Annotated in this window: 30 protein-coding genes and 1 riboswitch; of the genes, 20 read left to right on the forward strand and 10 right to left on the reverse strand. The window is 34.0% G+C overall.

What is annotated here, in order from left to right; all coding sequences use genetic code 11:
• Positions 1 to 39 precede the first annotated feature (39 nt).
• From CRO00_RS07325 to CRO00_RS07345, 5 genes are all read left to right on the forward strand, one after another.
• Positions 40 to 1,254, forward strand: a complete 1,215-nt coding sequence (locus tag CRO00_RS07325) for an argininosuccinate synthase (RefSeq protein ID WP_097073031.1) — start codon at positions 40 to 42, stop codon at positions 1,252 to 1,254.
• A gap of 58 nt (positions 1,255 to 1,312) precedes the next feature.
• The gene (gene argH, locus CRO00_RS07330; protein WP_097073032.1) at positions 1,313 to 2,686 is read left to right on the forward strand and encodes an argininosuccinate lyase; all 1,374 of its coding nucleotides are present in this window, start codon (positions 1,313 to 1,315) and stop codon (positions 2,684 to 2,686) included.
• Between the two features lie 330 nt (positions 2,687 to 3,016).
• Complete coding sequence (locus CRO00_RS07335) at positions 3,017 to 3,367, forward strand: DUF3889 domain-containing protein (RefSeq protein ID WP_237658349.1); 351 nt, start codon at positions 3,017 to 3,019, stop codon at positions 3,365 to 3,367.
• 236 nt (positions 3,368 to 3,603) lie between these two features.
• Positions 3,604 to 4,113 (forward strand): hypothetical protein, encoded by a 510-nt coding sequence (locus CRO00_RS07340; RefSeq protein WP_202615639.1) that lies wholly within the window; start codon positions 3,604 to 3,606, stop codon positions 4,111 to 4,113.
• Between the two features lie 45 nt (positions 4,114 to 4,158).
• Positions 4,159 to 4,833 carry a DUF2642 domain-containing protein gene (locus CRO00_RS07345; protein ID WP_097073033.1) on the forward strand — a complete coding sequence of 225 codons (675 nt, stop codon included), beginning with the start codon at positions 4,159 to 4,161 and terminating at the stop codon, positions 4,831 to 4,833.
• Between the two features lie 119 nt (positions 4,834 to 4,952).
• Here the strand turns inward: CRO00_RS07345 and CRO00_RS07350 are convergent, their stop codons facing one another.
• Positions 4,953 to 6,218 (reverse strand): glutamate-5-semialdehyde dehydrogenase, encoded by a 1,266-nt coding sequence (locus CRO00_RS07350; protein WP_097073034.1) that lies wholly within the window; start codon positions 6,216 to 6,218, stop codon positions 4,953 to 4,955.
• A gap of 18 nt (positions 6,219 to 6,236) precedes the next feature.
• Positions 6,237 to 7,322 carry a glutamate 5-kinase gene (proB, locus tag CRO00_RS07355; protein ID WP_097073035.1) on the reverse strand — a complete coding sequence of 362 codons (1,086 nt, stop codon included), beginning with the start codon at positions 7,320 to 7,322 and terminating at the stop codon, positions 6,237 to 6,239.
• 438 nt (positions 7,323 to 7,760) lie between these two features.
• Here proB and CRO00_RS07360 point away from each other — a divergent pair, with 438 nt between their 5' ends.
• The 4 genes from CRO00_RS07360 (at position 7,761) to CRO00_RS07375 (ending at position 11,057) form a co-directional block, all read left to right on the forward strand.
• Positions 7,761 to 8,537 (forward strand): nitrilase-related carbon-nitrogen hydrolase, encoded by a 777-nt coding sequence (locus tag CRO00_RS07360; RefSeq protein ID WP_097073036.1) that lies wholly within the window; start codon positions 7,761 to 7,763, stop codon positions 8,535 to 8,537.
• 71 nt (positions 8,538 to 8,608) lie between these two features.
• Positions 8,609 to 9,001, forward strand: coding sequence for a retropepsin-like aspartic protease (locus CRO00_RS07365; protein WP_097073037.1), 393 nt, complete (start codon positions 8,609 to 8,611; stop codon positions 8,999 to 9,001).
• Positions 9,002 to 9,072: 71 nt separating this feature from the next.
• Complete coding sequence (locus CRO00_RS07370; protein WP_097073038.1) at positions 9,073 to 9,744, forward strand: GNAT family acetyltransferase; 672 nt, start codon at positions 9,073 to 9,075, stop codon at positions 9,742 to 9,744.
• Positions 9,745 to 9,992: 248 nt separating this feature from the next.
• Positions 9,993 to 11,057, forward strand: coding sequence for a branched-chain amino acid aminotransferase (locus tag CRO00_RS07375; RefSeq protein WP_097073039.1), 1,065 nt, complete (start codon positions 9,993 to 9,995; stop codon positions 11,055 to 11,057).
• A gap of 223 nt (positions 11,058 to 11,280) precedes the next feature.
• On the opposite strand, the gene CRO00_RS07380 is transcribed toward CRO00_RS07375, so the two are convergent.
• Entirely contained in the window at positions 11,281 to 11,487 is a 207-nt protein-coding gene (locus CRO00_RS07380; protein ID WP_097073040.1) for a hypothetical protein, read from the reverse strand.
• A gap of 140 nt (positions 11,488 to 11,627) precedes the next feature.
• Positions 11,628 to 11,807, forward strand: a riboswitch (cobalamin riboswitch).
• A 150-nt stretch (positions 11,808 to 11,957) separates the two neighbouring features.
• On the opposite strand from CRO00_RS07380, the gene CRO00_RS07385 reads away from it, so the two are divergent.
• The 5 genes from CRO00_RS07385 (at position 11,958) to CRO00_RS20275 (ending at position 15,858) form a co-directional block, all read left to right on the forward strand.
• Positions 11,958 to 12,185 carry a glutaredoxin family protein gene (locus tag CRO00_RS07385; RefSeq protein WP_237658350.1) on the forward strand — a complete coding sequence of 76 codons (228 nt, stop codon included), beginning with the start codon at positions 11,958 to 11,960 and terminating at the stop codon, positions 12,183 to 12,185.
• Positions 12,182 to 12,562: a class Ib ribonucleoside-diphosphate reductase assembly flavoprotein NrdI gene (nrdI, locus tag CRO00_RS07390; protein WP_097073041.1), complete on the forward strand. Its 381-nt coding sequence runs from the start codon at positions 12,182 to 12,184 to the stop codon at positions 12,560 to 12,562. The genes CRO00_RS07385 and nrdI overlap by 4 nt, the downstream gene beginning before the upstream one ends.
• Complete coding sequence (gene nrdE, locus CRO00_RS07395) at positions 12,537 to 14,630, forward strand: class 1b ribonucleoside-diphosphate reductase subunit alpha (RefSeq protein ID WP_097073042.1); 2,094 nt, start codon at positions 12,537 to 12,539, stop codon at positions 14,628 to 14,630. The genes nrdI and nrdE overlap by 26 nt, the downstream gene beginning before the upstream one ends.
• Before the next feature lie 21 nt (positions 14,631 to 14,651).
• Positions 14,652 to 15,623, forward strand: coding sequence for a class 1b ribonucleoside-diphosphate reductase subunit beta (nrdF, locus tag CRO00_RS07400; RefSeq protein ID WP_097073043.1), 972 nt, complete (start codon positions 14,652 to 14,654; stop codon positions 15,621 to 15,623).
• 97 nt (positions 15,624 to 15,720) lie between these two features.
• Entirely contained in the window at positions 15,721 to 15,858 is a 138-nt protein-coding gene (locus CRO00_RS20275; RefSeq protein WP_202615640.1) for a hypothetical protein, read from the forward strand.
• Between the two features lie 34 nt (positions 15,859 to 15,892).
• Here the strand turns inward: CRO00_RS20275 and CRO00_RS07405 are convergent, their stop codons facing one another.
• The 3 genes from CRO00_RS07405 to CRO00_RS07415 form a co-directional block, all read right to left on the reverse strand.
• A complete protein-coding gene (locus tag CRO00_RS07405) occupies positions 15,893 to 16,126 on the reverse strand; it encodes a spore coat protein (protein ID WP_237658351.1) in 234 nt (77 codons plus the stop codon).
• Between the two features lie 165 nt (positions 16,127 to 16,291).
• Positions 16,292 to 16,726, reverse strand: a complete 435-nt coding sequence (locus CRO00_RS07410) for a spore coat protein (protein WP_097073044.1) — start codon at positions 16,724 to 16,726, stop codon at positions 16,292 to 16,294.
• Positions 16,727 to 16,749: 23 nt separating this feature from the next.
• Positions 16,750 to 17,145: a spore coat protein gene (locus CRO00_RS07415; protein ID WP_237658352.1), complete on the reverse strand. Its 396-nt coding sequence runs from the start codon at positions 17,143 to 17,145 to the stop codon at positions 16,750 to 16,752.
• Between the two features lie 360 nt (positions 17,146 to 17,505).
• Here CRO00_RS07415 and prpE point away from each other — a divergent pair, with 360 nt between their 5' ends.
• On the forward strand, positions 17,506 to 18,291 hold the full coding sequence (prpE, locus tag CRO00_RS07420; protein WP_097073046.1) for a bis(5'-nucleosyl)-tetraphosphatase PrpE: 786 nt from the start codon (positions 17,506 to 17,508) through the stop codon (positions 18,289 to 18,291).
• 40 nt (positions 18,292 to 18,331) lie between these two features.
• Here prpE and CRO00_RS07425 read toward each other — a convergent pair whose 3' ends face one another.
• Positions 18,332 to 18,721, reverse strand: coding sequence for an RDD family protein (locus CRO00_RS07425; RefSeq protein ID WP_097073047.1), 390 nt, complete (start codon positions 18,719 to 18,721; stop codon positions 18,332 to 18,334).
• 236 nt (positions 18,722 to 18,957) lie between these two features.
• On the opposite strand from CRO00_RS07425, the gene CRO00_RS07430 reads away from it, so the two are divergent.
• Positions 18,958 to 19,413, forward strand: a complete 456-nt coding sequence (locus CRO00_RS07430) for a helix-turn-helix transcriptional regulator (protein WP_097073048.1) — start codon at positions 18,958 to 18,960, stop codon at positions 19,411 to 19,413.
• Positions 19,414 to 19,449: 36 nt separating this feature from the next.
• Positions 19,450 to 19,713 carry a DUF2164 family protein gene (locus CRO00_RS07435; RefSeq protein WP_097073049.1) on the forward strand — a complete coding sequence of 88 codons (264 nt, stop codon included), beginning with the start codon at positions 19,450 to 19,452 and terminating at the stop codon, positions 19,711 to 19,713.
• A 19-nt stretch (positions 19,714 to 19,732) separates the two neighbouring features.
• Here the strand turns inward: CRO00_RS07435 and CRO00_RS07440 are convergent, their stop codons facing one another.
• The gene (locus CRO00_RS07440) at positions 19,733 to 20,920 is read right to left on the reverse strand and encodes an MFS transporter (protein ID WP_097073050.1); all 1,188 of its coding nucleotides are present in this window, start codon (positions 20,918 to 20,920) and stop codon (positions 19,733 to 19,735) included.
• A gap of 149 nt (positions 20,921 to 21,069) precedes the next feature.
• Positions 21,070 to 21,234, reverse strand: a complete 165-nt coding sequence (locus CRO00_RS07445) for an aspartyl-phosphate phosphatase Spo0E family protein (RefSeq protein ID WP_097073051.1) — start codon at positions 21,232 to 21,234, stop codon at positions 21,070 to 21,072.
• A gap of 602 nt (positions 21,235 to 21,836) precedes the next feature.
• Between CRO00_RS07445 and CRO00_RS07450 the strand changes: the two genes are divergently transcribed.
• Both CRO00_RS07450 and CRO00_RS07455 read left to right on the forward strand, forming a co-directional pair.
• Complete coding sequence (locus CRO00_RS07450; protein ID WP_419865868.1) at positions 21,837 to 22,499, forward strand: YczE/YyaS/YitT family protein; 663 nt, start codon at positions 21,837 to 21,839, stop codon at positions 22,497 to 22,499.
• A 35-nt stretch (positions 22,500 to 22,534) separates the two neighbouring features.
• Positions 22,535 to 22,981 (forward strand): SRPBCC family protein, encoded by a 447-nt coding sequence (locus CRO00_RS07455; protein ID WP_097073053.1) that lies wholly within the window; start codon positions 22,535 to 22,537, stop codon positions 22,979 to 22,981.
• Between the two features lie 58 nt (positions 22,982 to 23,039).
• Here CRO00_RS07455 and CRO00_RS07460 read toward each other — a convergent pair whose 3' ends face one another.
• Positions 23,040 to 23,561 (reverse strand): hypothetical protein, encoded by a 522-nt coding sequence (locus CRO00_RS07460; protein ID WP_097073054.1) that lies wholly within the window; start codon positions 23,559 to 23,561, stop codon positions 23,040 to 23,042.
• 153 nt (positions 23,562 to 23,714) lie between these two features.
• On the opposite strand from CRO00_RS07460, the gene CRO00_RS07465 reads away from it, so the two are divergent.
• Positions 23,715 to 25,238, forward strand: coding sequence for a DEAD/DEAH box helicase (locus tag CRO00_RS07465; protein WP_237658353.1), 1,524 nt, complete (start codon positions 23,715 to 23,717; stop codon positions 25,236 to 25,238).
• The last annotated feature ends 1 nt before the right edge of the window (position 25,239 follow it).

The following is a 25,239-nucleotide window of genomic DNA, read 5'->3' on the forward strand; positions in this document are numbered from 1 at the left end:
ATAAAAATACATACTAAGTAACATCGGAGGCGCACTAAAATGGCAAATAAAAAAGTAGTTTTAGCATATTCAGGTGGACTTGATACTTCTGTAGCAATTCCTTGGTTAAAAGAACAAGGTTGGGACGTTATCGCTGTTTGTCTTGACGTTGGTGAAGGTAAAGATCTTGAGTTTATTAAAAACAAAGCACTTCAAGTTGGTGCAATTGAATCATATATGGTTGATGCAAAAGACGAATTTGCAGAAGAATATGCCTTGATTTCATTACAAGGTCATACTTGGTACGAACAAAAATATCCATTAGTTTCTGCCTTATCTCGTCCATTAATTTCTAAAAAATTAGTTGAAATTGCAAATGCTACAAATGCTGATGCAGTAGCACATGGTTGTACTGGTAAAGGGAATGACCAAGTTCGTTTCGAAGTTTCAATTAAAGCATTAAACCCAGATTTAGAAGTTTTAGCTCCTGTACGTGAATGGGGATGGAGCCGTGATGAAGAAATCGAATATGCTCAAAAACATGGTGTTCCAGTTCCAGCAACAATCGATTCTCCATTTTCAATTGACCAAAACTTATGGGGCCGCGCAAACGAAGCTGGTGTAATGGAAGATCCATGGGTAGCTCCACCAGAAGAAGCTTACGGTTTAACTGTATCTGTAGAAAATGCTCCTGATACGCCAGAATACATCGAAATTGAATTCGTTGAAGGTAAACCAGTTTCATTAAACGGTAAAGAAATGAAACTTGCTGATCTTATTCAAGAATTAAACAAAGTGGCAGGTGCTCATGGTGTTGGACGTATCGATCACGTTGAAAACCGTTTAGTAGGAATCAAATCTCGTGAAGTATACGAAATTCCTGGTGCAAAAGTTCTTTTAACTGCTCACAAAGAATTAGAAGACATTACATTAGTAAAAGAGTTAGCTCACTTTAAACCAATTATTGAGCACAAACTTTCTGAAATTATCTATGACGGTCTTTGGTTCAACCCAATTCGTGTTGCATTAGAAGCATTCTTAAAAGAAACACAAAAATACGTTAACGGTACTGTACGTGTGAAATTATATAAAGGTCATGCAATTGTAGAAGGACGTAAATCACCAAACTCACTTTATAGTGAAGAATTAGCAACTTACTCGAAAGCAGACCAATTCAATCATGCATCTGCTGTAGGCTTCATAGAATTATGGGGTCTGCCAACAGTCGTAGCATCAGAAGTAAATAAAAAGAAATCAGTTGCAACAGAAAAATAATTATTGATTATCAGGCTACTTTTTAAAAGGTAGCCTGCCACAAGGTTAGGTGTGTCGTATGACAAAATTATGGGGTGGACGATTCCAAAAATCAGCTGAATCTTGGGTTGATGAATTTGGAGCATCCATTGGTTTTGACCAACAATTAGTAATGGAAGATCTTGAAGGTAGTGTTGCACATGTAACAATGCTTGGAGCACAGGGAATTTTAGATTCTAAGGAAGTAGAACAAATTCTTGCTGGCTTAGCAGAGTTAAAATCGAAAGCAGAGGCTGGAGAACTCGAGTTTCATGTTGCCAACGAAGATATCCATTTAAATTTAGAAAAAATGCTAACTGACTTAATCGGTCCTGTTGGGGGTAAACTTCATACGGGTCGTAGTCGAAATGACCAAGTAGCAACAGATATGCACTTGTTCTTAAAAAAACGTGTAGTGGAAGTGATCGAATTAATCGAAGCTTTCCAAAAGACAATTTTACAAAAAGCAGAGCAACACGTTGAAACTATTGCACCGGGGTATACCCATTTACAGCGTGCACAACCAATAAGCTTTGCCCATCATTTAATGGCTTATTTCTGGATGTTAGAACGTGACAAAGAACGTTTTAACGAATCCATGAAACGTATCGATATTTTACCATTAGGTGCTGGAGCAATGGCTGGTACGACTTTCCCAATTGATCGTGAAAAATCAGCTGAACTATTAGGATTTAGTAAAGTATATTTAAATTCAATGGATGCAGTAAGTGATCGTGATTTTATTGTTGAGTTTTTATCGAATTCGTCATTACTAATGACTCATTTATCACGTTTTGCAGAAGAAATTATCATTTGGTCTACAGATGAGTTCAAGTTCATTGAGTTAGATGATGCATTTTCAACTGGCTCGTCTATCATGCCTCAAAAGAAAAATCCAGATATGGCAGAGCTTATTCGTGGCAAGACTGGTCGCGTATATGGCAACCTTATGGGATTGTTAACCGTGTTAAAGGGGACTCCTTTAACGTACAACAAAGATATGCAGGAAGATAAAGAGGGTATGTTTGATACAGTTCATACAATCCTTGGTGCATTAAAAATCTTTGAAGGTATGGTTCGTACGATGACAGTTAATACTGAACGTCTACACAGTGCTGTTCATAGTGATTTTTCAAATGCTACAGAACTTGCGGATTACCTAGCTACTAAAGGGATGCCTTTCCGTGAGGCGCATGAAGTGACAGGCAAACTCGTATTTACTTGTATTCAACGCGGAATTTTCTTATTAGATTTACCAATTGAAGATATGCGCAAAGAAAGTGAATTACTTGAAGCAGACGTTTATGACGTATTAAAGCCAGAAGCAGCTGTTCGCCGTCGTCATTCATTAGGTGGAACTGGATTTGATCAAGTTCGCATCCAAATCGACAAAGCAAAAGCACTTCTATCTTAAAATTTATTTTTACATCTATTAATGCTGCACAGTGATGCACAATAGAAAAGACGCATTTTATTTAGAAGCCAGAGGGTAACTGAATAAAAGAGACTTTATATCGAATGTCAACAAACTGCATAAAATATAAAGTTACATAAACTGTCTCGGGGTCGCGGGACAGTTTTTCTTGTATAATAAAATAAAATGGAGACAAAATAAGTTGTCCTCGTAGTTTGTACATAAAATCATCTTTTATTATTTTTCATTCAATGTTAATACTTACATAATTCTTAATCGAATAACCTCCTTTGTTCAGAAAACACTAAAGAAAAGGAGGTAATCGAATTAATGAATATGAAAATTGCAGTTTCTGTAATGCTCATTATTGGCACAGCTGTTGTTGGAAAGATTATTACAACACCTCCAAGTGATGAAACAATCAATGCTCAAGAAGTCGCTCCAGCCTATGCAAAATGGGGCAGAATGGCAATGCAAAACGTTATGGAAAAATACCCAAATGCTGATGTAATTGATTATTTACACATTGGTCGTGAAGTGGGCACTGTCACATCTGTAGAAAAATTTAAGCTTTGGTTAAGAGCAGAGGATAATCATGAATTCGGTGTATTTGTTGATATTACGTTTAATAATCAAACGGAAGAAGTGGTAAGTATTCACTACACGGAAACCAATCGTTAGTCATGGTGTTTTGTCTAATCACTTTTCTTTGTAACCATTCATTAAAATGTGAATATATTATTTCAGTAGTACAAATCATTTATGGTTTGTACTACTTTTTTAATTATGTGACATATTGTTTTGCAATTATCTATGGAACCTTAGTAAATTTTTTAAAAATAGGCTTTTGACATTTCATCTTGGGATAAAAGCACATATATTTAGCAAGACAATACAAATAGGAGGGTTATGTCGATATGAATAAAGATTTACTTGAATCATTGGAAGGGCAAGTCATTAGAGTCGACCGTGGTGGACCACATGCAGCTGTTGGTAAATTGTTTAAAGCAGGGGACGATTATTTTGTTCTTTTAACAAAAAAGGATGGTGTTGTTGTTTATAAAACACATCATGTAAAAAGCATTACACATGATTCAAAAGATCAAATGGCGATGAATGTAATGGCTCCAGAAGGTTTAGAAAATTTATTTAAAGAAGATGACTTTAAATCTGTTATCGCAAAATTAGAGCATCGTTGGGTTAAAATTAATCCTGAAAAATTAGAGGGTGTACTAGACGGTGTAACAGATGATTATTTAACAATCATTGCAAAAGAAGAGATTATACATGTGTCAATGTTCCATCTTCGCAATATTAGTTTCGGTGTATTAGCTGCTACAGATGGTAATGAAGACGATGATGATAATAGTGACGATAACAACGATGATAACAAAGGAAACGGAAGAAGAAGACGTCGTAGATCATAATGGTTCTGTTAGATAAAAACTCTCTGAACAGATAGGAGGGGGAGTTTGAACAGCGTATTTAATCAACTCAAAAAAGAAACTGTGAAAGTAGATTTAGCAGGAAAAACTTATTTTAGAGGCTCATTAATAGAATCGAACGGTGAAATAATTGTCCTTTATGATGGGAAAGATTTTATTTATATTCCAATGAGCCATGTAGACAATATTTCAGTTTCACAAAATGAAGCCGAAAATATCCTTACACCGTTAACCTTACCAAGCATTCTCAATGGTAAACAAGAAAATGTGCTAACTTTAGATGAAATGCTAAATCTATCTAAAGGAATGTACACGGAAATTTATGTCGCAAATAGACAGCCAATTCATGGACTAATATATAATGTTATGAGTGATTATTTTATCTTCCACTCGCCAATCTATAAAACAATCTACATTTCAAAACAGCATTTAAAATGGTTAATCCCTTTTCACGAACAAAAGCGTCCGTTTGAATTAACGGATGATGAATTAAAAGTCAGTTCAAATAATCAATTTGAGAGTTCCTTTAAACGTCAAGTTGAAAGAATGAAAAATAAGATTGTAATGTTTAACCTAGGTGAACATTCGCATCATATTGGGAAACTAATGAATGTTTATGATCAAATTGTAGAACTTCGAACAGCTCGAGGTAATACAATTTTACTAAACATGACACATATAAAGTCGATTCATGAAGTTTAGTGAAAGATAATCGTTAATTTAAATTAAGGATTAAATAGTATCACTTTGAACACACCGTTTAGTGCTACTTTTTATCAAAAAAAAGGTGCTCAAAGCATATCGTTTTGAGCACCAGTTTTTTATTTTCGGATTTGTCCGTTTCCACGAATAAAGTATTTTGTGGATGTTAACGCGGGTAAGCCCATTGGACCTCGAGCATGTAATTTTTGTGTACTAATGCCGATTTCAGCTCCATATCCATACTCAAAGCCATCTGTAAAACGAGTAGATGCATTGTGATATACGGCTGCTGCATCGACACTCGTTAAAAAGACATCCGCTGCCATTAAATCTTCTGTTATGATAGCTTCTGAATGATTTGTACCGTAAGTATTGATGTGGTCAATTGCTTCATATACATTTTCAACAACCTTCATACTTAACGTTAAAGACAAATACTCTGTTGCATAATCTTCTTCAGTTGCAAGGGTAGCTTCTGGCAATACTTTACAAACGTGTTCATCACCAATGATTGCAATACCTTCTTCGTGAAGAGCTTTTAACAGGTTGGCACCATGAACACTAAACCATTCTTCTTCAATCAGTAAACTTTCAGCAGCGTTACAAACAGAAGGACGTTGCGTTTTGGCATTCTTAATAATGTTAAGAGCCATATCATAATTTGCTGTTTTATCTACATATACGTGGCAATTACCAGCACCAGTTTCTAAAACAGGAACGGATGACTCACGGACAACTAAATCAATTAGTCCTTTTCCACCCCGAGGAATTAATACATCTAAATATTCCGTCAGATTAAATAATTCTTTTGCTGTTTCATGAGACGTGTCTTCAATTAATAGAACGGCATCTAACGGAATCGATGTTTTCTCAAGTGCGCGATGAATCGTTGCAACAAGGGCAATATTTGAATATTTTGCAGATGAACTTCCGCGCAAAATAACCGCATTTCCAGTTTTTAAGCTAAGCGTTGCTGCATCAATTGTTACGTTTGGGCGAGCTTCATAAATCATGCCGATCACACCAATTGGCACACGACGTTTTTCAATAAGTAAGCCATTTTCCTTCGTGATCTCTTCAAGTTTTTCTCCAACCGGATCTTGTAGCTCAACTAATTGATGAATAGCAGTAGACATGGCCTGAATGCGAGATTCGTTGAGCATAATTCGGTCTAACGTGGAAGTTGGAAGTCCTTTTTCTTCTCCGTTTTTTAAGTCTTTTTTATTTTCCTCAATAATGAATTGTTGGTCGATTAGTAGTTGTTCTGCAATTTTAACTAACGCATCATTTTTTTCTGCAGTAGTTTTAACGTTCATAATATAACTTGCACTTTTTGCTAATTTACCTTTTATACGTACTTCACTTTCTGTTATGATTTTTGTCATTTTATATCCCCCTTTAATTTAAGCTTTTACCCATTTATCTCGGTGAATAACCTCAATCGATTTTACAGCAATTTCATCAGACCGTTTTCCGAGAGCAAATTCTAATTCATTACTGGAGTACATCACTTCACCACGCCCAAGAAGTTTCGAATTACAATAAACTTCCACAACATCGCCTTTATTAAAGTCGCCTTCAATTTCGTAAATACCAGCTGGTAAGAGGCTCTTTCCATTCATTACAATCGCTTGTTTCGCTCCCTCATCTATAAATAGTTTTCCAGATACTTCAGTTAGCGTAATCCATTGTTTTTGATTTGGGAGAATCATCTGTTGTTCGCTCCCTATATATGTGCCATCCCCGAGTCCTTCTAAAATATCAATCAATTTATTTTCTCCGCGCCCATTACCGATGAATACTTTCACACCAGATTGAATCGCAGTGCGGGCAGCTAATAATTTTGATTGCATACCACCAGTTCCAACTTTTGAGCCTGTCCCGGCAGCAAATGATAACATTTCCTCAGTTATTTCTGACAGGTGATTGATACGTTTTGCATTTGGATTTTTCATCGGGTGATCATCATAAAAGCCGTTTATGTCTGTTAAAATAATTAATTGATCTGCATGAACGAGTCCACTTACTAAAGCAGAGAGCATATCATTATCACCAAAAGTTAATTCGGTAATTGAAACCGTATCGTTTTCATTAATAATCGGGATAATGTTACGCTCAAGCAACTCGGTAAATGTCGCATAGGCATTTTTATAACGATCTTTCTTTGAGAAATCGGTGCGCGTTAGTAATATTTGTGCAGCAGTTATTTGATGCGCAGAAAAAAGCTCTGAATAATATTGGATTAAAAGGCTTTGCCCTACTGCTGCAGCCGCTTGTTTTCCTTTTAATGTGACAGGTCGGGATGGGTAACCAAGTTTTCGAAATCCAGCTGCTACGGCTCCGGATGAAACAAGTAAAACATCGTGACCAGCATGCTTTAGTTTAGCTAACGCATCGATATGATCTTGTAATTTATCGTGGTCAATCTCACCCTTTGAGTTGGTTAATGAACTGCTACCGATTTTAACGACAATTCTTTTTTTCTCCATTAAAATCCTCCTAAAATAAAAAAACCTTTCTCACCCTAAAAATTAGGGCGAAAAAGGTTACTTTTCCGTGGTACCACCTAGATTGAACTTGCATTTGCAAGTCCCACTCTCTTCTCATAACGCTTGAGTCTGCGTCTAGTTTTGCTAGAAGCTAGCGAAGTAGGTTCTGCGGGCCAATTTGTACGATGTCTTGCAGCCGATGAACATCGCTCTCTTTTCAAATGGTGATCCACATACTAGTCTCCGTTCCACCGAATGTTAAATTTCTTTTAATATGCAATAATTTAGAAATTTTGTCAATAGAATTATGAGAATGTTCGAAAATTTTGGAATGGATGAGAAAATGTTAATACGATAACAATTTTTTAAACGAACAGTTTAATTTTTTCTGGCTTCTGGTAATCTAAAAATAGAAAAGGTTTGAGGAGAGGACTACCGATGAAAATTGCAGCTATTCAAATGAGGTCAATTTCAGGTCATATTGAAAAAAATAAATTAAAGGGTTTAAAGTATGTTTATGATGCAATAAGAAAAGGCGCGGATATCGTAGTGTTACCTGAACTGTGGTCAACAGGTTACAATTTATCTAAACAAACATTTTTAAAACATCAAAAAAGTACAGAAACAATCGTGCAAGAATGTCGGCAAATAGCTAAAGAATTTGGGGTAGTGCTCGTAGTACCGTTTATTGATAAAAAAGAGGAGGATCTCTTTATTGCAGTTGCTGTAATTGAAAAGAGTGGCGAAATTTTACAAGTTTATCACAAATCTTTTCTCTGGAATAAAGAAAACTTAAAATTTAAGCATGGTGCAAACCATTTTGAGCCAATTCAAACTTCTATAGGTAAAGTTGGCTTACTAATTTGTTATGATATGGAGTTTCCTGAACCAAGCAGAATCCTAACATTACGTGGGGCAGAATTAATCATTATTCCGTCATTTTTTAGTTTTGAATCAGAGAAAAGATGGGATATTCAACTTCCAGCGAGGGCAATTGATAATACTGTTTTTGTATTAGGAGTAAATGCAGTTGGGGAAGGGAGTTGTGGTAAATCAAAGTTAATTAATCCTAAGGGTGCATTGGTACATGAATGCTCTAGACTTTCAGAGGAAATATTGTTATGCGATATTGATTTAAATGATATTCATGTAATAAGAAAAAAAATTCCTTATTTAAATGATTTAGATCCTTCATTATATCCACATATAATGTAACATTAGTGTTTAACTACGGTGGACAAGCATATAGTAGGGGAAAACCCGTACAATTAGGTAGGTGTCTACTATTGAAACAACTAATATTAGATAGAGGTTTATTACTAACAGACATGGAAGTGGAGATAAAGGGGAAAGTATTAACGTTAAACCGCGTCTTAATTGATACAGGCTCAGCTACAACGATGATATCATCAGATTTAGCAGCATCCTTTGGTATTTTAGCTGAACCAAATGATCCAATTTACCGTATTTATGGAGTTGGTGGATTTGAGTTTGTGTTTTCTAAAATAGCGGACACATTAAAAGTGGGAGATCAAAGGGTACATCATATTCCTATCGAATTTGGAGACATGGACTATGGTTTCTCGTTAGATGGAATTCTTGGAATAAATGTATTAAAACAAATGAATGCCGTGATTAATATAAATAATTTATCAATCCAATATCCGCAAAATAGATAAGGAAAATATGAATTAGTAACATTAAAAGATATGCTACAATATGGTAATTAGTTTGAAAGGAGATAAACACTATGGACTACATTAGAATTACTAGCATTGAAGATCCATTATTTGCGAGTATGCATCAATTATTAGGTGAAGTATTCCCACCAGAAGAAGTATTAGAATTTGAATTATGGAAAGAACCGCTTGAAGATCCAGCAATTCGTGTATTTGTTGCTGTTCATGAAGGGGAAGTGGTTGGATCTACGGAATATCGTTATTACCCACAGTGGAATATCGCGATGACTGATTTTACTATAATTGGTCGCCCTGGTTTATCGATTGGTCGCTTCTTAGCAAAAAATCGCGAACAAGATTTACACCAACTTGCCAAAGAAAACGGAAAAGTGTTGTTTGGAATGTTCGCAGAAATTTACGACCCATATGTAAGAGAAGATTTTGACTTTGGCGGTGTAAAGCCGATGAATCCATTTGTTCGTCGTGAAGTATTATCTCATTTAGGCTATCAACGTCTTGATTTCCCATATGTTCATCCATCTTGGAAAAACGATGGTGAAGCTGTAAAAGGGCTTGATTTTTGCTTTATGCCAACAGATGATGAGGTAAAAGAAATTCCAGCGAGTTTAGTTGTAGATTTTCTAAAAGATTATTATGCAATTTTACCGAACAAGCCACAAGAATGGTTACAAATGATTGAAAACCTAGAAGCCAAGGATAAAGTAAAGTTACTTCCGCTATAGAAATATCAAAATGCTTTGAACTTTCAAAAGTCAGAGCATTTTTTTCTGGGCAAATTTTATACTATTAAAATAAAATTGTAGAATGATACGGTATTGAGCAAAAATTTGCAATATTCGTATGAATAGATGATGTTTTATTTCGGAATTTAAAGTAAAATAGTAGAGTAATATAAAATGATATCGGAATTTCACAATGACAGTGATACTTAGTTTTCTGAATCTTCATTTAATAATTGGAGGCTATACAAATGTTAGACATTACAACACAATTAACAACGAATCCAAAAGAAAAACCAGCTGTAGACGCACTTGGTTTTGGAAATTATTTTACAGACCATATGTTTATACTGGATTATACGGAAGGAATCGGTTGGCATGATGGGCGCATTATCCCTTATCAACCAATTTCTTTAGATCCATCTGCTATGATCTTCCATTATGGACAATCTGTATTTGAAGGGTTAAAAGCTTATGTAACAGTAGATAATGATATTTTACTTTTCCGACCAGAACGTAACTTTGCTCGTCTAAATCATTCAAATGATCGTTTATGTATTCCAAAAATTGATGAAGAGTATGCATTAGAAGCGTTAAAACAATTAGTTAACGTTGATCGTGAGTGGGTTCCAAATGCGCCGGGTACATCTCTTTATATCCGTCCGTTCATTATTGCAACAGAGGAACATTTAGGGGTTCATCCTGCAAAAAATTATAAATTTATTATTATTATGTCTCCATCTGGCTCTTACTATAAAGAGGGAATCAATCCGGTGAAAATCTTAGTTGAACAACAATTTGTTCGTGCAGTTAAAGGTGGTACGGGTGAAGCGAAAACTGGTGGTAACTATGCAAGTGCGCTAAAAGGCCAAGAAATCGCGGATCGTGAAGGCTATTCTCAAACATTATGGTTAGATGGTAAAGAAAACCGTTATGTTGAAGAAGTTGGTAGTATGAACATCTTCTTTAAAATTAATGGAACAGTAATCACACCTGAGCTAAACGGAAGTATCTTACCAGGAATTACACGTGACTCTATGATTCAAGTATTAAAATCAAAAAATATTCCAGTAGAAGAACGTCGTATTTCCATTGATGAAGTTGTGGAAGCACACCATAACGGAACTTTAGAAGAAGTATTCGGAACGGGAACGGCTGCAGTTATTTCACCAGTTGGCGAGTTAAAATATTTAGAAGAAAAATTCACAATTAACAAAGGTGAAATTGGTGAAGTTTCTCAAATGTTATATGATACATTAACAGGTATTCAAACAGGAAAAGTTGAAGATACGTTTGGTTGGACAATTCGTTTATAAAAGGGAATCGCAGCTACTGAAGTGGTAGTTGCGATTTTTTTGTAAAGTTAGATACATGTAAGGAACATCATTGAGGAAGATAAAGCATAATCTCGATGAAGACAAAAGTTCGCTGTAGTTCATACCCAAAATGAAAACAAAAAAATCATAATGTTTTCTTATCAAATCAATTAATAACACCCAAAATAAAAAGGCGAGCACAAGAATCTCACCTTTTTAAAAACTAAACATTTTTATTCGACTTTTGGGTTTTATCGTGGTTTGTTGCATTGTTTTTATTTTTAACTTTAGAGTCAAATTCTTCTGCGATTTCAGCTGTATTGTCCTCTGGGTTATCTTGATGACTTGTTGTGTTTGTGTGTAAATGTTTATATGTTTCAAATGGATTATGATTTCGTTCATTTAACGTCTTTCTATTATTTCTACTCAAGATCTTCACCTCCTGAAATTTAATTTGCGCATTGAGGAATTTTTTATGCTTTACAAAATCTTCACTACAATATTCCTAAAATACCATTTACAGAGTGAAATAACTTTGATACACTTAATTTCAGTAATGAAAACTATATATTGTGTTTGTTTTTAATTGGTACTACTACATGTAGTTTAATAGGGAAGTCGGTGAGATTCCGGCGCTGTCCCCGCAACTGTGAAGCTGACAAAGATTCAATCCACTGTGCTTATAAAGCATGGGAAGGGAATCAGAGGAAGAAGCTAAGCCAGGAGACCTGCCAAGTAAAAACACGATAAAACATTTCTTCGGGGATTGAGAAATGGAGACGTAACCATTTTCAATCAATCGTTTCCATATTTTTGCTATCTCTTTTCGAAGAGGTAGCTTTTTTATTGGCCCGAATACCAAATGTTGGGGACTGGACACGTAAAAAGAGAGGGATTAGAATGATGAAACTTTATACAAAAACAGTTTGTCCAAAATGCTTATGGATTAAATCAGAATTATTACAAGCGGGAATATCATTTGAAACAATCAATATTGATCATGACGAACAAGCAAAAGAAAAAATTATCGAAGCAGGGTTATTAACCGTTCCAGTTGTTGAAATGGATGGGTTATTCCTCACAGATATCAATGAGATCCTTGCAAAAATTGAGTTGAATATGAAGTGATTATTTATGCAAGTCGTACTGGTAATGTTCGATATATTGTTTCCAAATTAATCGGTGAGACAAAAGAAATTACAGAAGGATTACTACTTCATCAACCTTTTCTGTTAATTACGTATACCGATCGATTAGGAGAGGTACCCGATATTGTAACTCGTTTTTTAGAACAAAATGCCCAACATTGTAAAGGCGTTGTTGTAAGTGGAAATCGAAATTTCGGACATGTAAATTTTGGAGCGGCGGGAGAAAAAATCGAGTTACTTTACAACATTCCACTAGTTAGAAAATTAGATTTGCGAGGGTATCCACAAGACTATAAAGAAATTCAACAGTTTTATGAAAAGAGGGTTTTGAATGAAATCATACTTGAAACTAAATAATGAAGTACTAAATTCATATAGTCGAACAGGTTTACTAGAATTAGAAAAGGATCGTGAAGCAACTCGCCGTTACTTTTTAGAGTATGTGAATGTTCGATTACGATATTTTATTGATATTGAAGAAAAGATTCGTTACTTAGTAGATGAAGGCTACTATGAAAAGCAATTTCTTGAACTGTACGATATGTCATTTATAAAAAAACTTTATAAGAAAGCATATGCTTATCATTTCCGATTTCCTTCTTTTATGAGTGCAAGCAAGTTTTACGACGGTTATGCGATGAAAAGTAGAGATGGAAAAGAAATACTAGAAAAATATGAAGATCGAATCGTCATCATCTCTCTATACTTAGCACAAGGGAATAAAGAGCTTGCAGAAAGAGCCGTAGAAGCAATAATGGAAGCATATCAACCAGCTACACCAACAGCGCTAAATAGTGGTAAAAAAGCAAGGGGAGAGCTTGTTAGTTGTTTTAAACTGTCAATGGATGACACGATGAATAGCATTGCTGAAAATATTGGCTACTGTCTAGAACTTTCACGGCTTGGTGGCGGAGTTGGGGTTAATTTAACCGATTTACGACCACTTGGGGACCCGATTAAAGGGATATGGAATCGAGCGAGTGGTGTAATTCCTGTTGCAAAACTTCTGGAAAATTCCTTTAGTTATTCGAATCAGCTTGGCCAGCGAAATGGCTCGGGGGTTGCTTATTTAAATATTTTCCATGGTGATATTGAAAACTTTATTTCCTCTAAAAAACCAAATGCTGACGATAAAATTCGACTTGCCACTTTATCAACAGGAATCATTATACCTAATATATTTTTTGAGTTAATGAAGAAAGATAAAGATATGATTCTATTTAGCCCGTACGATATTCATAAAGAATATGGGAAGAGAATGTCTGAAATCTCGATATCTGAGATGTACTATGAATTGCTTGATAACCCGAACATTCGGAAACTAAAAAGATTAAATGCGCGGAAGCTTTATACGGAGGTGAAAAAAGCACAGTTTGAATCTGGTTATCCTTTTGAAATTTTCGATGATAATGTAAATGACGTTCATCCTTTAAAAGCAATGGGGCGGGTGAAAATGTCAAATTTGTGCACAGAAATTTTACAAGTTCAACAAACGAGTAATATTACAGACCAGGACGAACCGAATGACTATGGTCTTGATGTATCGTGCAATCTTGGCTCCCTTGATATTCATGCTGCTACGAAAGTGAAAGATTTTGAACAGTTAGTAGATACGTCAATGCGTTTATTAACCAATGTTTCGCTCATGACGAATATAAAAAACGTGCCACCAGTTGCAAAGGCAAATCAATGTATGCATTCAGTTGGGCTAGGAGTCATGAATTTACATGGCCATCTAGTTTCTGAAGGGATTTTATATGGTTCTCAAGAGTCGATAGAATTTATCGATTATTTTATGGAAGCGGTGAATTACTATTCTCTTAAAACATCTATGCAAATTGCGAAAGAGCGACAAGAAGTGTTTTATGGTTTTGAGAAAAGTGATTATGCAACGGGTGAATATTTTAATTCGTATATTCCTAAAGAAAATAAAAAGCCCTCAAATGTAGTAAGAAAGGCGTTAGGTCATGTACCGATTATTACGTCTCATATGTGGAATGAGTTGTCTAAAGAAGTGCGGAGATATGGTTTATTTCATAGTTATCGATTAGCGATTCCGCCGACCGGGTCAATAAGTTATATACGTTCATGTACAGCTTCTATTGCTCCTATTACAGAGCGCGTAGAAGTAAGGGATTATGCGGATAGTCGTACCATTTATCCTATGCCATTTATAAATAATGGCAATATGAAATTATATGTCGATGCGTACAATATCGATCCATATAAAATGATTGATTTATATGCAACTGCACAAAAACATATCGACCAGGGCATTTCGCTCACTTTATATGTAACCGACCAATGGACAACCGAACAACTGGCGAAAGTTTATATTTATGCATGGATCAAAGGGATTAAAACAATCTATTACGTTCGTCAGCGTTTACAAACAATTGAAGAATGTATTGCTTGTCAAATATAGATTCGAAAGTGTGTGAAAAATATGAAAGATAACAGAATAATTCAAGCAATTAATTGGAATCGACCAACAAGTGAACTTGCTCAAGTGTTTTGGGAGCAACAATGGAAACAAATTTGGTTTCCAGAAGAGATTGCCGTTAGTAAAGATGTAAAGCAATGGCAAGACTTTGAACACCAAGACACATATAAAAAGGTGTTAGCAGGGTTAACCTTGCTTGATACCGTTCAAACCAATGTAGGAATGAATGAAATCGCAAAATTTACGCAAGACCTTCAAGAAAAAGCAGTGTTAACGGCCTTTGGAGCTTTTGAAGCAATTCACGCAAAATCCTATTCTTATATTTTTACAACTCTATGCAAAAATGATGAGATTGACGAACTGTTTGAATGGGTTAAGAAAAATGAATTTTTGCAATACAAGGCAAGTCGAATAAGTAAAGTGTATTCATCCATTCAAGAGGATGATTCAGAATCTCTTTGGAAAGCGATGTTTGCTTCTGTCATGCTTGAATCGTTTCTATTTTATTCAGGATTTTTCTACCCGCTCTATTTAGGTGGTCAAGGGTTTTTGCGAAATAGTGCAGAAGTCATTTCGCTCATCTTAAGGGACGAATCCATCCATGGTGTGGCAGTAGGGTATTTTGCGCAAAATTTGTTTCAGCAGTTTTCTTCTAATAAGCAAGACGAGTTGAAAGTGTGGGGTTATGAACTACTATTAGACCTTTATCGAAATGAATTAAACTATACAAATGATGTCTATGCAGAAACAGGGCTTTGTCCAGAAGTAAAAGCCTATATACGATATAATGCGAACAAAGCGTTGATGAATTTAGGTTTAGATACAATGTTTCCAGAAGAAGAAGTGAACCAAATAGTCATGAATGGAATCCGTAATGAAGGCACAACTTATGATTTCTTCTCACAAAAGGGGTCAACTTATGCAAAAGCAAAGGTAACACCAATTACAGATGCTACGTTTCAGTTTAATTTTTAATCAAAGGAATACGGGGTTTTGATGAAACAATCAGGCCCCTTTGAAAATTTATTATTCTCATGTAAAATAGTGGTAGAAGGGTGTTGGAGGTGAGCTAATGTTAAATTTTATAGATGATTTAGTAGGTGCCATACAAGACTTCCTAAAACCGTTTATTTATTTTGTTGTAGGAGCAATGTTAGTAGGATTTCCTTTAATTGCAATTGCGAAACTTTTCGAATGGTGGTTTGCATAACAAAACGCCTTCTTAAAAGGCGCTTTTAAAATATTTATTCCTTTGTATTTTGTTTCACAAATTCATCAACTTGTGATTTTAAATCTTCCACCATTTCTTTTAGCGCTTGTTTTTCTGCATCTGATAGTTTATTTTTTGCTTTTTCTATATTAACACCATTTCTTTGTAAAACATTTGACACCAAAACATCCACGACTTTATAGGAAATTCCTTTTGGAGAATTTTCATTGCTCACATTTTTCACCCCTTTTAAACCTTCTTTTATCATTAACATATGCACGAATCTTTATATGGGATACGTTTTTAACAAAATGCACAAATTAGCATAAGTATTGAAATAAAATAAATTCCCACGCAACTGTGATCACATTTTTTGCGTGGGAAATTTTTTACTATCGGGGAGTATAAATAAATTTATTTATATTCAATTAGATTATCCGATATCTAGTTTAGCTACAAGCGCTACAAGGATTTGAAGCATTGCTTGGATGTTTACTGCAATGTCAGTATCTGTTGTTTTCACTTCAACTTCCTTACAGTTTTCAATAATCGTTTTTTGAACATTACGTTGTTTTGTTTTGATAAATTGTTTCAAGTCTTGAGCAACTTTTTTGCCTTCATCTGAATCGCCTATTGTAATGCTAATTACCGCTGCAATTGCTGCTTGAATGCCAAGTTGTAAAGATAATGCAGCTTGAGTATCAGTTGTATGAACTTCAACATACTCAGAGTCTTTTACAATGATCCATTCATGAGAATGTTGTTTTGTTGTCACTTTTTGAGTTGCCTCTTGTGAAACATCTTTATCATCGTTTAAGTCGTTTTTACCATCCCAATGATCTAAAGCTCTCCATTGGTTATTAGCCATTTTTTTCACCTCACTTTTTTTAATTAAGCAATGTCTAATTTCGCTACTAGAGAAATTAAGATTTGTAATAATGCTTGGATATTTACAGAGATATCTGTGTCTGTTGTTGTAATGTTTACGTCTTTAGAGTTTTTCACTAAGATTTTCTGTTTGTTCATTTGCTCACTATCAAAATGTTGGAAGAGTTCCTGTGCAATTTCATTTCCATGCTCTGAATCAGCAATTGTAATGCTAATTACTAGCGCAATAGCTAATTGTAATGCTACTTGAAGAGAAACTGATGCTTGAGTATCTGTGGAATGAACATGCACGTTAATTGAATCTTTAATCCAAATTAATTCATCAGATTCTTGGTCAACCAATGTAAGCATATCCGCATCTTGTAGGAGATCTGCGTCATGATGATGATCGTTACTCATGTTACTTTCCTCCTCTTGTGATGAATAGTAGTAATTACATTGTTTACAATTCTTTTTGGAACCTTCATTTTTACAGTGACAATGTTTGCATTTCCAATGTCCCATATATAAACCTCCTTTCATAATGATAGGTAAGTTGAAAATCCATCAACTTCTGACTATAGAATATGAACTTGTTAGAAGTTGATATAGTTATTTGACTATTTTTTCAATAAAACTTTAGTAAGTTAATAGTAATATGCCTATGTTCAATAAGGATTGGGAGATTGACCTAGTTTCGAAAATAAGAAAGCACTTTTTTAGATACTTAAAATGACAAAATTACTCCATACTAATTAATGTAGAAGGGAGTTTGTGAAATTGAAAATTGATGTAGGCAATGGAATCGATTTTATTGGAGATATTCATGCATGTTACGATGAGTTTATAGAGCTCTTAAATAAATTAAACTATCAACCAAATAAGTACGGTTTGTATATACACCCACATGGACGGAAAATTGTTTCACTAGGTGACGTTATGAGCCGTGGACCACAATCTATCAAATGTATGCAATTCTTTTTAAGCCATGTAAATGCTGGCCTTGCATATATGATTGACAGTAACCATGGCTGGAAAATTGCAAGATGGTTAATGGGCAGAAATGTACAACTACGACATGGAGATGAAAAGGTTGAAGAGGAATTTCGCGAGTACGAAAAATTAAACGGAGTAAAAGAAACGGCGAAATTAAAAGAGGATATAAAAGAGTTATTAATAAATTCACCTTCCCATTATATTTTTACAGTAAACGGAGAGAATCAGGTTGTTTGTGCACATGCCGGTATTCGTGACGACTTTATTGGAAAAGAAAATAATCGAATTAAAAATTTTTGTCGTTATGGGGATGTCTCACGGATGGATGAAAGGGGAAAGCCAATTAGAAAAGATTGGTATAAGTTTCATGAAGGGAATTTACTCATTATCTGGGGACACGATCCAAAACGTGAGCCATTGATTGAAAATAATACAATTAATATTGACCAAGGCGCAGTTTTTGGTGGAAAGTTGACATGTTTTCGTTACCCTGAAAATGAATTTGTCTTTGTAAAAGCATCAAAGAACTATTCGGGTAAAGTAGGCGAAGATAATCCTATTCATAGGTAGAAAAATGGGACAATCTTACTCGAAGGTTGTCCCTTCATTTTTATAATTCCTTTACATATGTTCCAGCAACACAATCGTGAGGCAAAATTGCACCATCTTGTTGTTCAAAATTCTTTCTTTTTAGAAGATAATCAAATGTACTTATGAAATCACGGTAGGCAACCCTCTTCAAAATTTGATCACATGTCGGTGTAGCGCCTTCTGTATTCTCTAACTTTAGCCCTACCGCTTTATAACCAATCGTTTGCCCTTTGTTTCGCAATTGTGCGTATTCAAGGCCCCAAAATACAACAGTGGGTGTTACAAGTGCATGAAAAGCTTCATTTTTAATTTTCTTTCGTAATAGCGATTCAACCCCAGCAGTTACAACTCCGGAAATCGCCAAATCAATTAAAATAGCTTTTGTTCTTTTTTTAGTTAATGTTTCCATGTATTCACCTCAATTGTTTTACGAGTAATCGACTATAATAGTTTCATTTTTAATATAATTGTAAAAAAATTGATTTAAATTTTAGTATTTTTTAGAAAAAATTGTAACCTTTTTCTTGTTAAAATAGTCTAATTACTAGAAAGCAATAAATAGGTGTTTTGGAATGTATAATACTTCCAAATCTATTCGATATATATAGTACTATAGATTACTGTGTTTTGAGGTGTTATTAAGAAATGGATCGAGAGTTGATTACTCAAATAGCGTCCGACAATTTAAAATTAATTCGTACTGAATACCAATTTACCCAAGAGAAGATGGCTGAAATTCTTGGTATTACAAAGAAAAATCTAATCCAAATTGAAAAGGGGAATCGTCTTGCTAACTGGACAACGACAATTGCAATTTGTGCATTATTCCAAGATAGTAAAACATTAAAAAAACAGCTAGGTGACGACCCGTTAGAACTAGTAGAACTAACGATTCATGATGTGGTTATTCGTCCTACTGAAAGAACGTTAGGTGGTATGATTTGGTGGAAAAACTTGAGTAAATATCATGGTTTTAAATTACAGCAAAATTTATTTAGTAAACATTATCGAATTTTAGATGACGAAAACTATCGGCTAATGAGTACCTTTGATCAAAAAGTTGCTAAGGAAAAATGGCAAGATATTATTAGGAAAATTTAATATACATAACCCTTATTCATATTTGGAGTGATATTTATGCTAAGTAATATGCCGAAAGAGCAAATTCAGTTAATCGTTTCTGAAATTCAGTCTTTCTATTTAAAGGAGCGGCAAGAAAATATTTCAGAAGTAGAAGCTCAAAAAGTGCTAGAATTTATGAAAGATACAATTGCCCCCTTTTTATATAATGCAATCTTGTATGATGTGTTTCGAATCATTGAAAATCAATGCGACCATTTTGAAAAAGAGATACTAAAATTGGAACAGCCTAAATCAAAGCAAAAAGTAAAATTTAATTAATGATTAAGTGCGCTCTTATTTAGGGCGCACTTTTTTCGTCCTTTAAAAGGAAAGAAGTGAAAAAACCTAGTAGTAGAATGGTACTAAATGTTGAAAATGCCAAAAATGAATAGCTTATTTGCATTAGTTTTGTAGCTAATATAGGGCCAACACTAGCGCCTACAAATAAAATAAATGCGTTAAACAGTAAAGCTGTCCCTTTTTGTTCGCCAGCTCGTTGACTAATGAGTGTAATATTAATAGGTACAATAAGTGCGATACTTGCGACAAAAAATAGGCTGAAAACAGTTGTAAAAAGGGCATTATTTGTAAAAGCCATTAAGAATAATGTGATAGAAGCAATAGCTAAACTAAATCGAAATGTTTTGATCTCGCCAAAAATATCCGAAATCTTTCCGGCTAAAACACAAGTAACGGTTCCTATTAAACCAACAGCACGTGCTAAGAATACTTGATGCTCTGAAAAGTGGAAGGGGGGTGCAATGAGATAGGCTTCGAATATCGTATACATACCTATTAAGGCAAATAATAAAATAAATGAAAATGAGAATGAGATTGATAGTTGTTTATTGAATAATAAATTCCTTATGTTAAGAAAATTCGAAAAAATAGAATTTTTATGTTTAATAGGAGGTTCTTTGGGTAAAAGGTAAATAGTTAGAATACAAGTAATAAAATATAGTATTCCTAGAATAATAAAGATCCATCGTAATCCCAAATAAATATTAATAACTGATGCAAATAACTGGGCAACGACACTGGCAATGAGAAATCCAGAAGTGATAAAACCAAATGCTCTTTTTCGCTTTTGGGGAGGATAAACGTCTGCAATATAGACGAGGGAAATAGGTACAAAAGCTGCTGCACCAATCGCTTGGAGGATTCGAACGATAAGTAGATACAAATATGAATCTATAAAAGCACAAATAAATGTAGCAATAGTAAGTAGAGAAATACCAAATATTAAGAAAATTTTTCTACCAAATCGATCCGATAGCGGACCATAGATTAAACAACATAATGCATAGCACAAAGAAAATATACTGCCAATCCAAATCGCTTTCGTTTCACGAATATTAAAAGTAGACATCCAGGTTTCTGTTAATGGAATTGTAAAATACATACTTATTAAAATAATTAATCCTGCCCAAGATAGGAAGATTGTCATAATTGTAATGGGGATTTTTTCATACTTAAAAATCTCCAAATAAAACGCTCCTTTAGTCGTAATCGTTGTAACTATTAGTTTATTAAATTGTTGATTAGAAAGTGACAAAAAAATGGCTAAGCAAATGTAACTTTGCTTAGCACGATTAAACTTAAATATATATGTAAACAATATTCAGCTTAATTTTATTATGCAACTTGATGGGAATATAAATTGAGCAGTGTGTCGAGTTCTTGACTACAAGATACTGTTTCTGGATGAGTAAAACCGAAAGTATGTGCTTTTTTATACATATCTTTTCTCTTCATTTCGATTAGTAGTCTTAATACTTGTTTGTAAAATTTACTTTTCATAGTTAAAATTCTCCCCTAAGATTTTGTATAATAGTAAATTTTTTGTTATGACTTAAGTTATTGTACTGCATTAGAATTAAAAAAAATGTCGGTTTGTGAATAAATCAACTAAGTTCATAAATTTGTCACAAATTGCATATTTTAATGACCAAAATAAATATCACTCGAATTTTGACCTTTATAAAGTATGAAAAAACACGGTATTTATCTATTATTTATAAGTTCTTGAAATAATCAAGTCTTGTTTTTTTAATGACCAAAGCGAAATTCAATCTGTCACAAAATGCATTTCAACTTTCGACAGCTTATCGAAAAATGACGAATTCTACAAATCGAAGGAAAAATTAAAATCGATAGAGAAGGAAAGATTTTTATTACTTATTCTTTGAAAAGTTATAGCTATATAGTTCTAAAAGAGGGTGAAAAAAGTGTCCCTATTTCGTGACGCCTAAAATTACTTAGATTATTAAACTCTTATGATGTATCGATTATGTTTTATAGCAATAATTGAATGTTACTGGTTATAGTTTGGAAGTTTGGTATTAAAAAATGGTATGATAATATGAACATAATATAGAAAGAAGGATTTTATGAATCATACGATGAAAAGAATTGCATTGTATGTAGTTGGTTTATTTTTTTTAGCAATTGGAATTGCTTTTTCTATACAAGCTGCACTAGGCGTTTCCCCAGTTTCTTCATTAGCATATGCTTTTGCCCTCGTAACAGGGATGTCAGTTGGTCTCATGACGGTAGTGGCAAATATGATTTTTATCATTATGCAAGTTATCTTTACAAAAAAAATTAATTTAAGAGAATTCGGTTTGCAATTGCTTGTTGCATTTTTGTTTGGCTTTTATATGGATTTTGCGCTATTTTTAGTACGTCTTTTACCAACACCTGAAACCATATTTATGCGAAGTATTTTTTTGATTATTAGTTTATTCATTGTGGGAATTGGATTACTAGGCTATTTTAATGCGAAACTCCCATTAATGCCGTATGATGCATTAACATATGCAATTAGTGACAAATTTCAAATGCCTTTTCCGAAAGCAAAAATTACGAGTGATTTAATAAATGTTTGTTTATCACTCGTTATTTGTTTAATTTTTATTCACTCATTCGGCTCTGTTGGGATTGGTACATTGATTGCTGCGTACTTTATTGGCAAAATTTTAGGAGTCTTAATGAAAAGATACAAAGATTTACTGCAAGATTGGATTAATCGAAATGGGCATGAAGAGAGTACTACGGAAGTGTAAGTCTTAAACAACAATTTTTTTTGGAGGGTTGCTGTGTGAAATCTTGGACAAAGGAAATTGAAATTAACGCACCGATTGAAAAGGTTTGGAAGTTATTTAATGGATCATTTGAGGATATGCAAAAAATGATGCCTCAAGTAATAAGTCACGAACCCATACATGTAACCGAAGAAAAGATTGGAACGATTTATCGTCAACAATATCGCGAAGGAAAACGTATTCAAGAGTATGATGTAGAAACGTTAGATTTTTTCGATACGCCGAATGAAAAAAGGTTAAAGGTTGGATTTAATATTGCACAAATGTTTGACATTACTGCACTTTACGAATTAAAGAAAACGGACAATAATACTACTCACTTTGTGTACACAACGACAAACGAGCCTTTAAAACCAATCTTAAAACTATTGCTAAAATTTTCCTCAAATAAAGTAGTCGTAGAGTTTGTTGAAAGAGTAAAAAAAGTGGCTGAAACTGAGTAACCATGAACAACCAAATATAATTGTGCGGCTTACATCAAGTTAGCCGCATTCTGTTTTATTACCGAACTTCCAATGTATTTTGACTGTTTGTTTCAAATAATGTATTCATCTCTTCCATTTCTATAGACAGTTCATCTACCATGCTAATAAACTTTAATCGAAATTGTTCAAAGGATTGCTGGTCATCTTCTGTTGGCGCATTATATAGCAATTGAAGCGTCTCCTTTAATGATACAATCTGGTTCAAAATATTCTTTTTTAATTCTATAGATTGATCCGTTTTAACTTCATTTAATAACACATTATCTTCTACTTGTTGAAGTGTTTCTTGTAAATTAATATTTTCCTCACTCCCATCTTCAATAAAATACCACTCTGAAAAGGTGAAGGCATACAATTCATCAACAGCTTGATTAAAATGATCAAAACAATCTTTCGAAACGGGGAAAAATTCATCATTTAAAAATTGTTGGAAATTTATAAACTCCTGTTCTTCTTTATTGTTTATCGAAAAATCTCCAAAAAAGTAAATTGCCAAGATCCCCACAATTACAGCTCCAAAAATAATAAAATTCTTCATAATGAAATACTCCTTACGAATTGTTAAAAAAAGCATGCGTACCTTTCCATATTTAATACAATGAATTCGCGCATGTACCTATTAAAAAATTTTAGAATTATATGTTTTACGATTTTGGACAATCTAATAGGTACAAAAAGCGAGGTGACATCATTGATTATTGAAAGGTCGTCAAATTGGCGAGAGGATTTTATAGAACGAGTTGACAATGATGGTCCGTGGGATAGTTGGACTCTATATAAAATGAGCTATGAAGTAGAAAAAATGAATTTGATACCTGAATTTTCAGGGTTACAAGCACCAAAGTTTTTAACAAATCTTCAATTGTTACCACATCAAGTAGAAGCTGCCCAAACTGTTATTGAAAAAATGAATGGGAAAGCGATATTAGCTGATGAAGTTGGTCTCGGGAAAACAATTGAAGCTGGTTTAATTATGAAAGAATATATGATTCGAGGACTTGTAAAAAAGGCACTAATTCTAGTTCCTGCTTCCCTTCAAAATCAATGGGTGACAGAACTGAATGTACGCTTTTTCATCCCTGCAATTAGTTATCGAAAAAATACTCCAATCGAACAATACGATGTCGTTGTCATGAGTATGGATACTGCGAAGAAAAGTCCTCACCGTGAAAAAATTTATGAACAAGATTATGACATGATTATCATTGATGAGGCACACAAACTGAAAAATCATAAAACTCAAATCTATGAATTTGTTCAAAGCTTGAAGAAAAAGTTTTGTTTACTGTTAACAGCTACACCTATTCAAAATGATGTGTTTGAAATCTTCTATCTTGTTTCGTTATTGAAACCTGGCCATTTAGGTAACTATGAGACGTTCCAAGAATCCTTTGCACAAACAAAACGTAGCATTGAAGGAGAAAAGTATTTAAAAGAACTTGTTAATCAAGTAATGGTCAGAAATCGCCGATCAGATACTGGAATTGAATGGACGAATCGACAAGTTCAAACAATTCCTATTCAATATACAAAAGAAGAACGGGAAGTATACGACATGCTTTGTGAGTTGAAATCTGTTTCTTCCGTATTTTCTAGCTCATTTACAATGGTTACGCTGTTAAAAGAAATGTGCAGTAGTAAAGAGGCAACCTTTTTAACTCTCAATAAAATGCTACAAAAATGCATTACAAAAGAAGAGATAGATTATATTGAGCAAATTATCGAGAAATTAATGAAACTAGAAATTAATGCGAAAGCTGAAAAAGTACTAGAAATTATTGAAAAAGCAAATGATAAAGTGATTATTTTTACCGAATACCGGGCAACACAAAGCTACTTGCAATGGTATTTGTATACAAAAGGAATATCGAGTGTGCTGTTTAACGGAAAGTATAGCAAGAGTAAACGAGATTGGGTAAAACAATTATTTAGAGAACGTGATCAAGTATTAATCGCAACGGAATCCGGTGGGGAAGGGATTAACCTTCAATTTTGCCACCATGTCATTAACTATGATTTACCATGGAATCCAATGAAGCTCGAACAACGGATTGGACGTGTCCATCGTCTAGGGCAAGAAGAAGACGTGCATATTTACAATTTGGCAATAGAAAACACGATAGAGCAAAAAATCCTCGACTTATTAAATGACAAAATCGACGTATTCGAAAAAGTAGTTGGCGATTTAGATGATATTTTAGAGAAAAAAGCATAAT

The organism is Ureibacillus xyleni (genome assembly GCF_900217795.1).
Lineage (GTDB): Bacteria > Bacillota > Bacilli > Bacillales_A > Planococcaceae > Ureibacillus > Ureibacillus xyleni.

Excerpts from the sequence above, each read along its gene's own strand:
- CRO00_RS07450 (WP_419865868.1), top strand. The coding sequence starts at position 21,837 with ATGAAAAGAATTGCATTGTATGTAGTTGGTTTATTTTTTTTAGCAATT.
- nrdF (WP_097073043.1), top strand. The coding sequence starts at position 14,652 with ATGAAAGATAACAGAATAATTCAAGCAATTAATTGGAATCGACCAACA.
- CRO00_RS07405 (WP_237658351.1), bottom strand. The coding sequence starts at position 16,126 with ATGATAAAAGAAGGTTTAAAAGGGGTGAAAAATGTGAGCAATGAAAAT.
- CRO00_RS07410 (WP_097073044.1), bottom strand. The coding sequence starts at position 16,726 with ATGGCTAATAACCAATGGAGAGCTTTAGATCATTGGGATGGTAAAAAC.
- CRO00_RS07360 (WP_097073036.1), top strand. The coding sequence starts at position 7,761 with ATGAAAATTGCAGCTATTCAAATGAGGTCAATTTCAGGTCATATTGAA.
- CRO00_RS07350 (WP_097073034.1), bottom strand. The coding sequence starts at position 6,218 with ATGACAAAAATCATAACAGAAAGTGAAGTACGTATAAAAGGTAAATTA.
- CRO00_RS07425 (WP_097073047.1), bottom strand. The coding sequence starts at position 18,721 with ATGGAAACATTAACTAAAAAAAGAACAAAAGCTATTTTAATTGATTTG.
- nrdE (WP_097073042.1), top strand. The coding sequence starts at position 12,537 with ATGAAATCATACTTGAAACTAAATAATGAAGTACTAAATTCATATAGT.
- proB (WP_097073035.1), bottom strand. The coding sequence starts at position 7,322 with ATGGAGAAAAAAAGAATTGTCGTTAAAATCGGTAGCAGTTCATTAACC.
- CRO00_RS07385 (WP_237658350.1), top strand. The coding sequence starts at position 11,958 with ATGATGAAACTTTATACAAAAACAGTTTGTCCAAAATGCTTATGGATT.
- CRO00_RS07430 (WP_097073048.1), top strand. The coding sequence starts at position 18,958 with ATGGATCGAGAGTTGATTACTCAAATAGCGTCCGACAATTTAAAATTA.
- CRO00_RS07460 (WP_097073054.1), bottom strand. The coding sequence starts at position 23,561 with ATGAAGAATTTTATTATTTTTGGAGCTGTAATTGTGGGGATCTTGGCA.
- CRO00_RS07325 (WP_097073031.1), top strand. The coding sequence starts at position 40 with ATGGCAAATAAAAAAGTAGTTTTAGCATATTCAGGTGGACTTGATACT.
- CRO00_RS07340 (WP_202615639.1), top strand. The coding sequence starts at position 3,604 with ATGAATAAAGATTTACTTGAATCATTGGAAGGGCAAGTCATTAGAGTC.
- CRO00_RS07445 (WP_097073051.1), bottom strand. The coding sequence starts at position 21,234 with ATGAAAAGTAAATTTTACAAACAAGTATTAAGACTACTAATCGAAATG.
- CRO00_RS07435 (WP_097073049.1), top strand. The coding sequence starts at position 19,450 with ATGCTAAGTAATATGCCGAAAGAGCAAATTCAGTTAATCGTTTCTGAA.
- CRO00_RS07375 (WP_097073039.1), top strand. The coding sequence starts at position 9,993 with ATGTTAGACATTACAACACAATTAACAACGAATCCAAAAGAAAAACCA.
- CRO00_RS20275 (WP_202615640.1), top strand. The coding sequence starts at position 15,721 with ATGTTAAATTTTATAGATGATTTAGTAGGTGCCATACAAGACTTCCTA.
- CRO00_RS07415 (WP_237658352.1), bottom strand. The coding sequence starts at position 17,145 with ATGAGTAACGATCATCATCATGACGCAGATCTCCTACAAGATGCGGAT.
- argH (WP_097073032.1), top strand. The coding sequence starts at position 1,313 with ATGACAAAATTATGGGGTGGACGATTCCAAAAATCAGCTGAATCTTGG.
- CRO00_RS07335 (WP_237658349.1), top strand. The coding sequence starts at position 3,017 with ATGAATATGAAAATTGCAGTTTCTGTAATGCTCATTATTGGCACAGCT.
- CRO00_RS07370 (WP_097073038.1), top strand. The coding sequence starts at position 9,073 with ATGGACTACATTAGAATTACTAGCATTGAAGATCCATTATTTGCGAGT.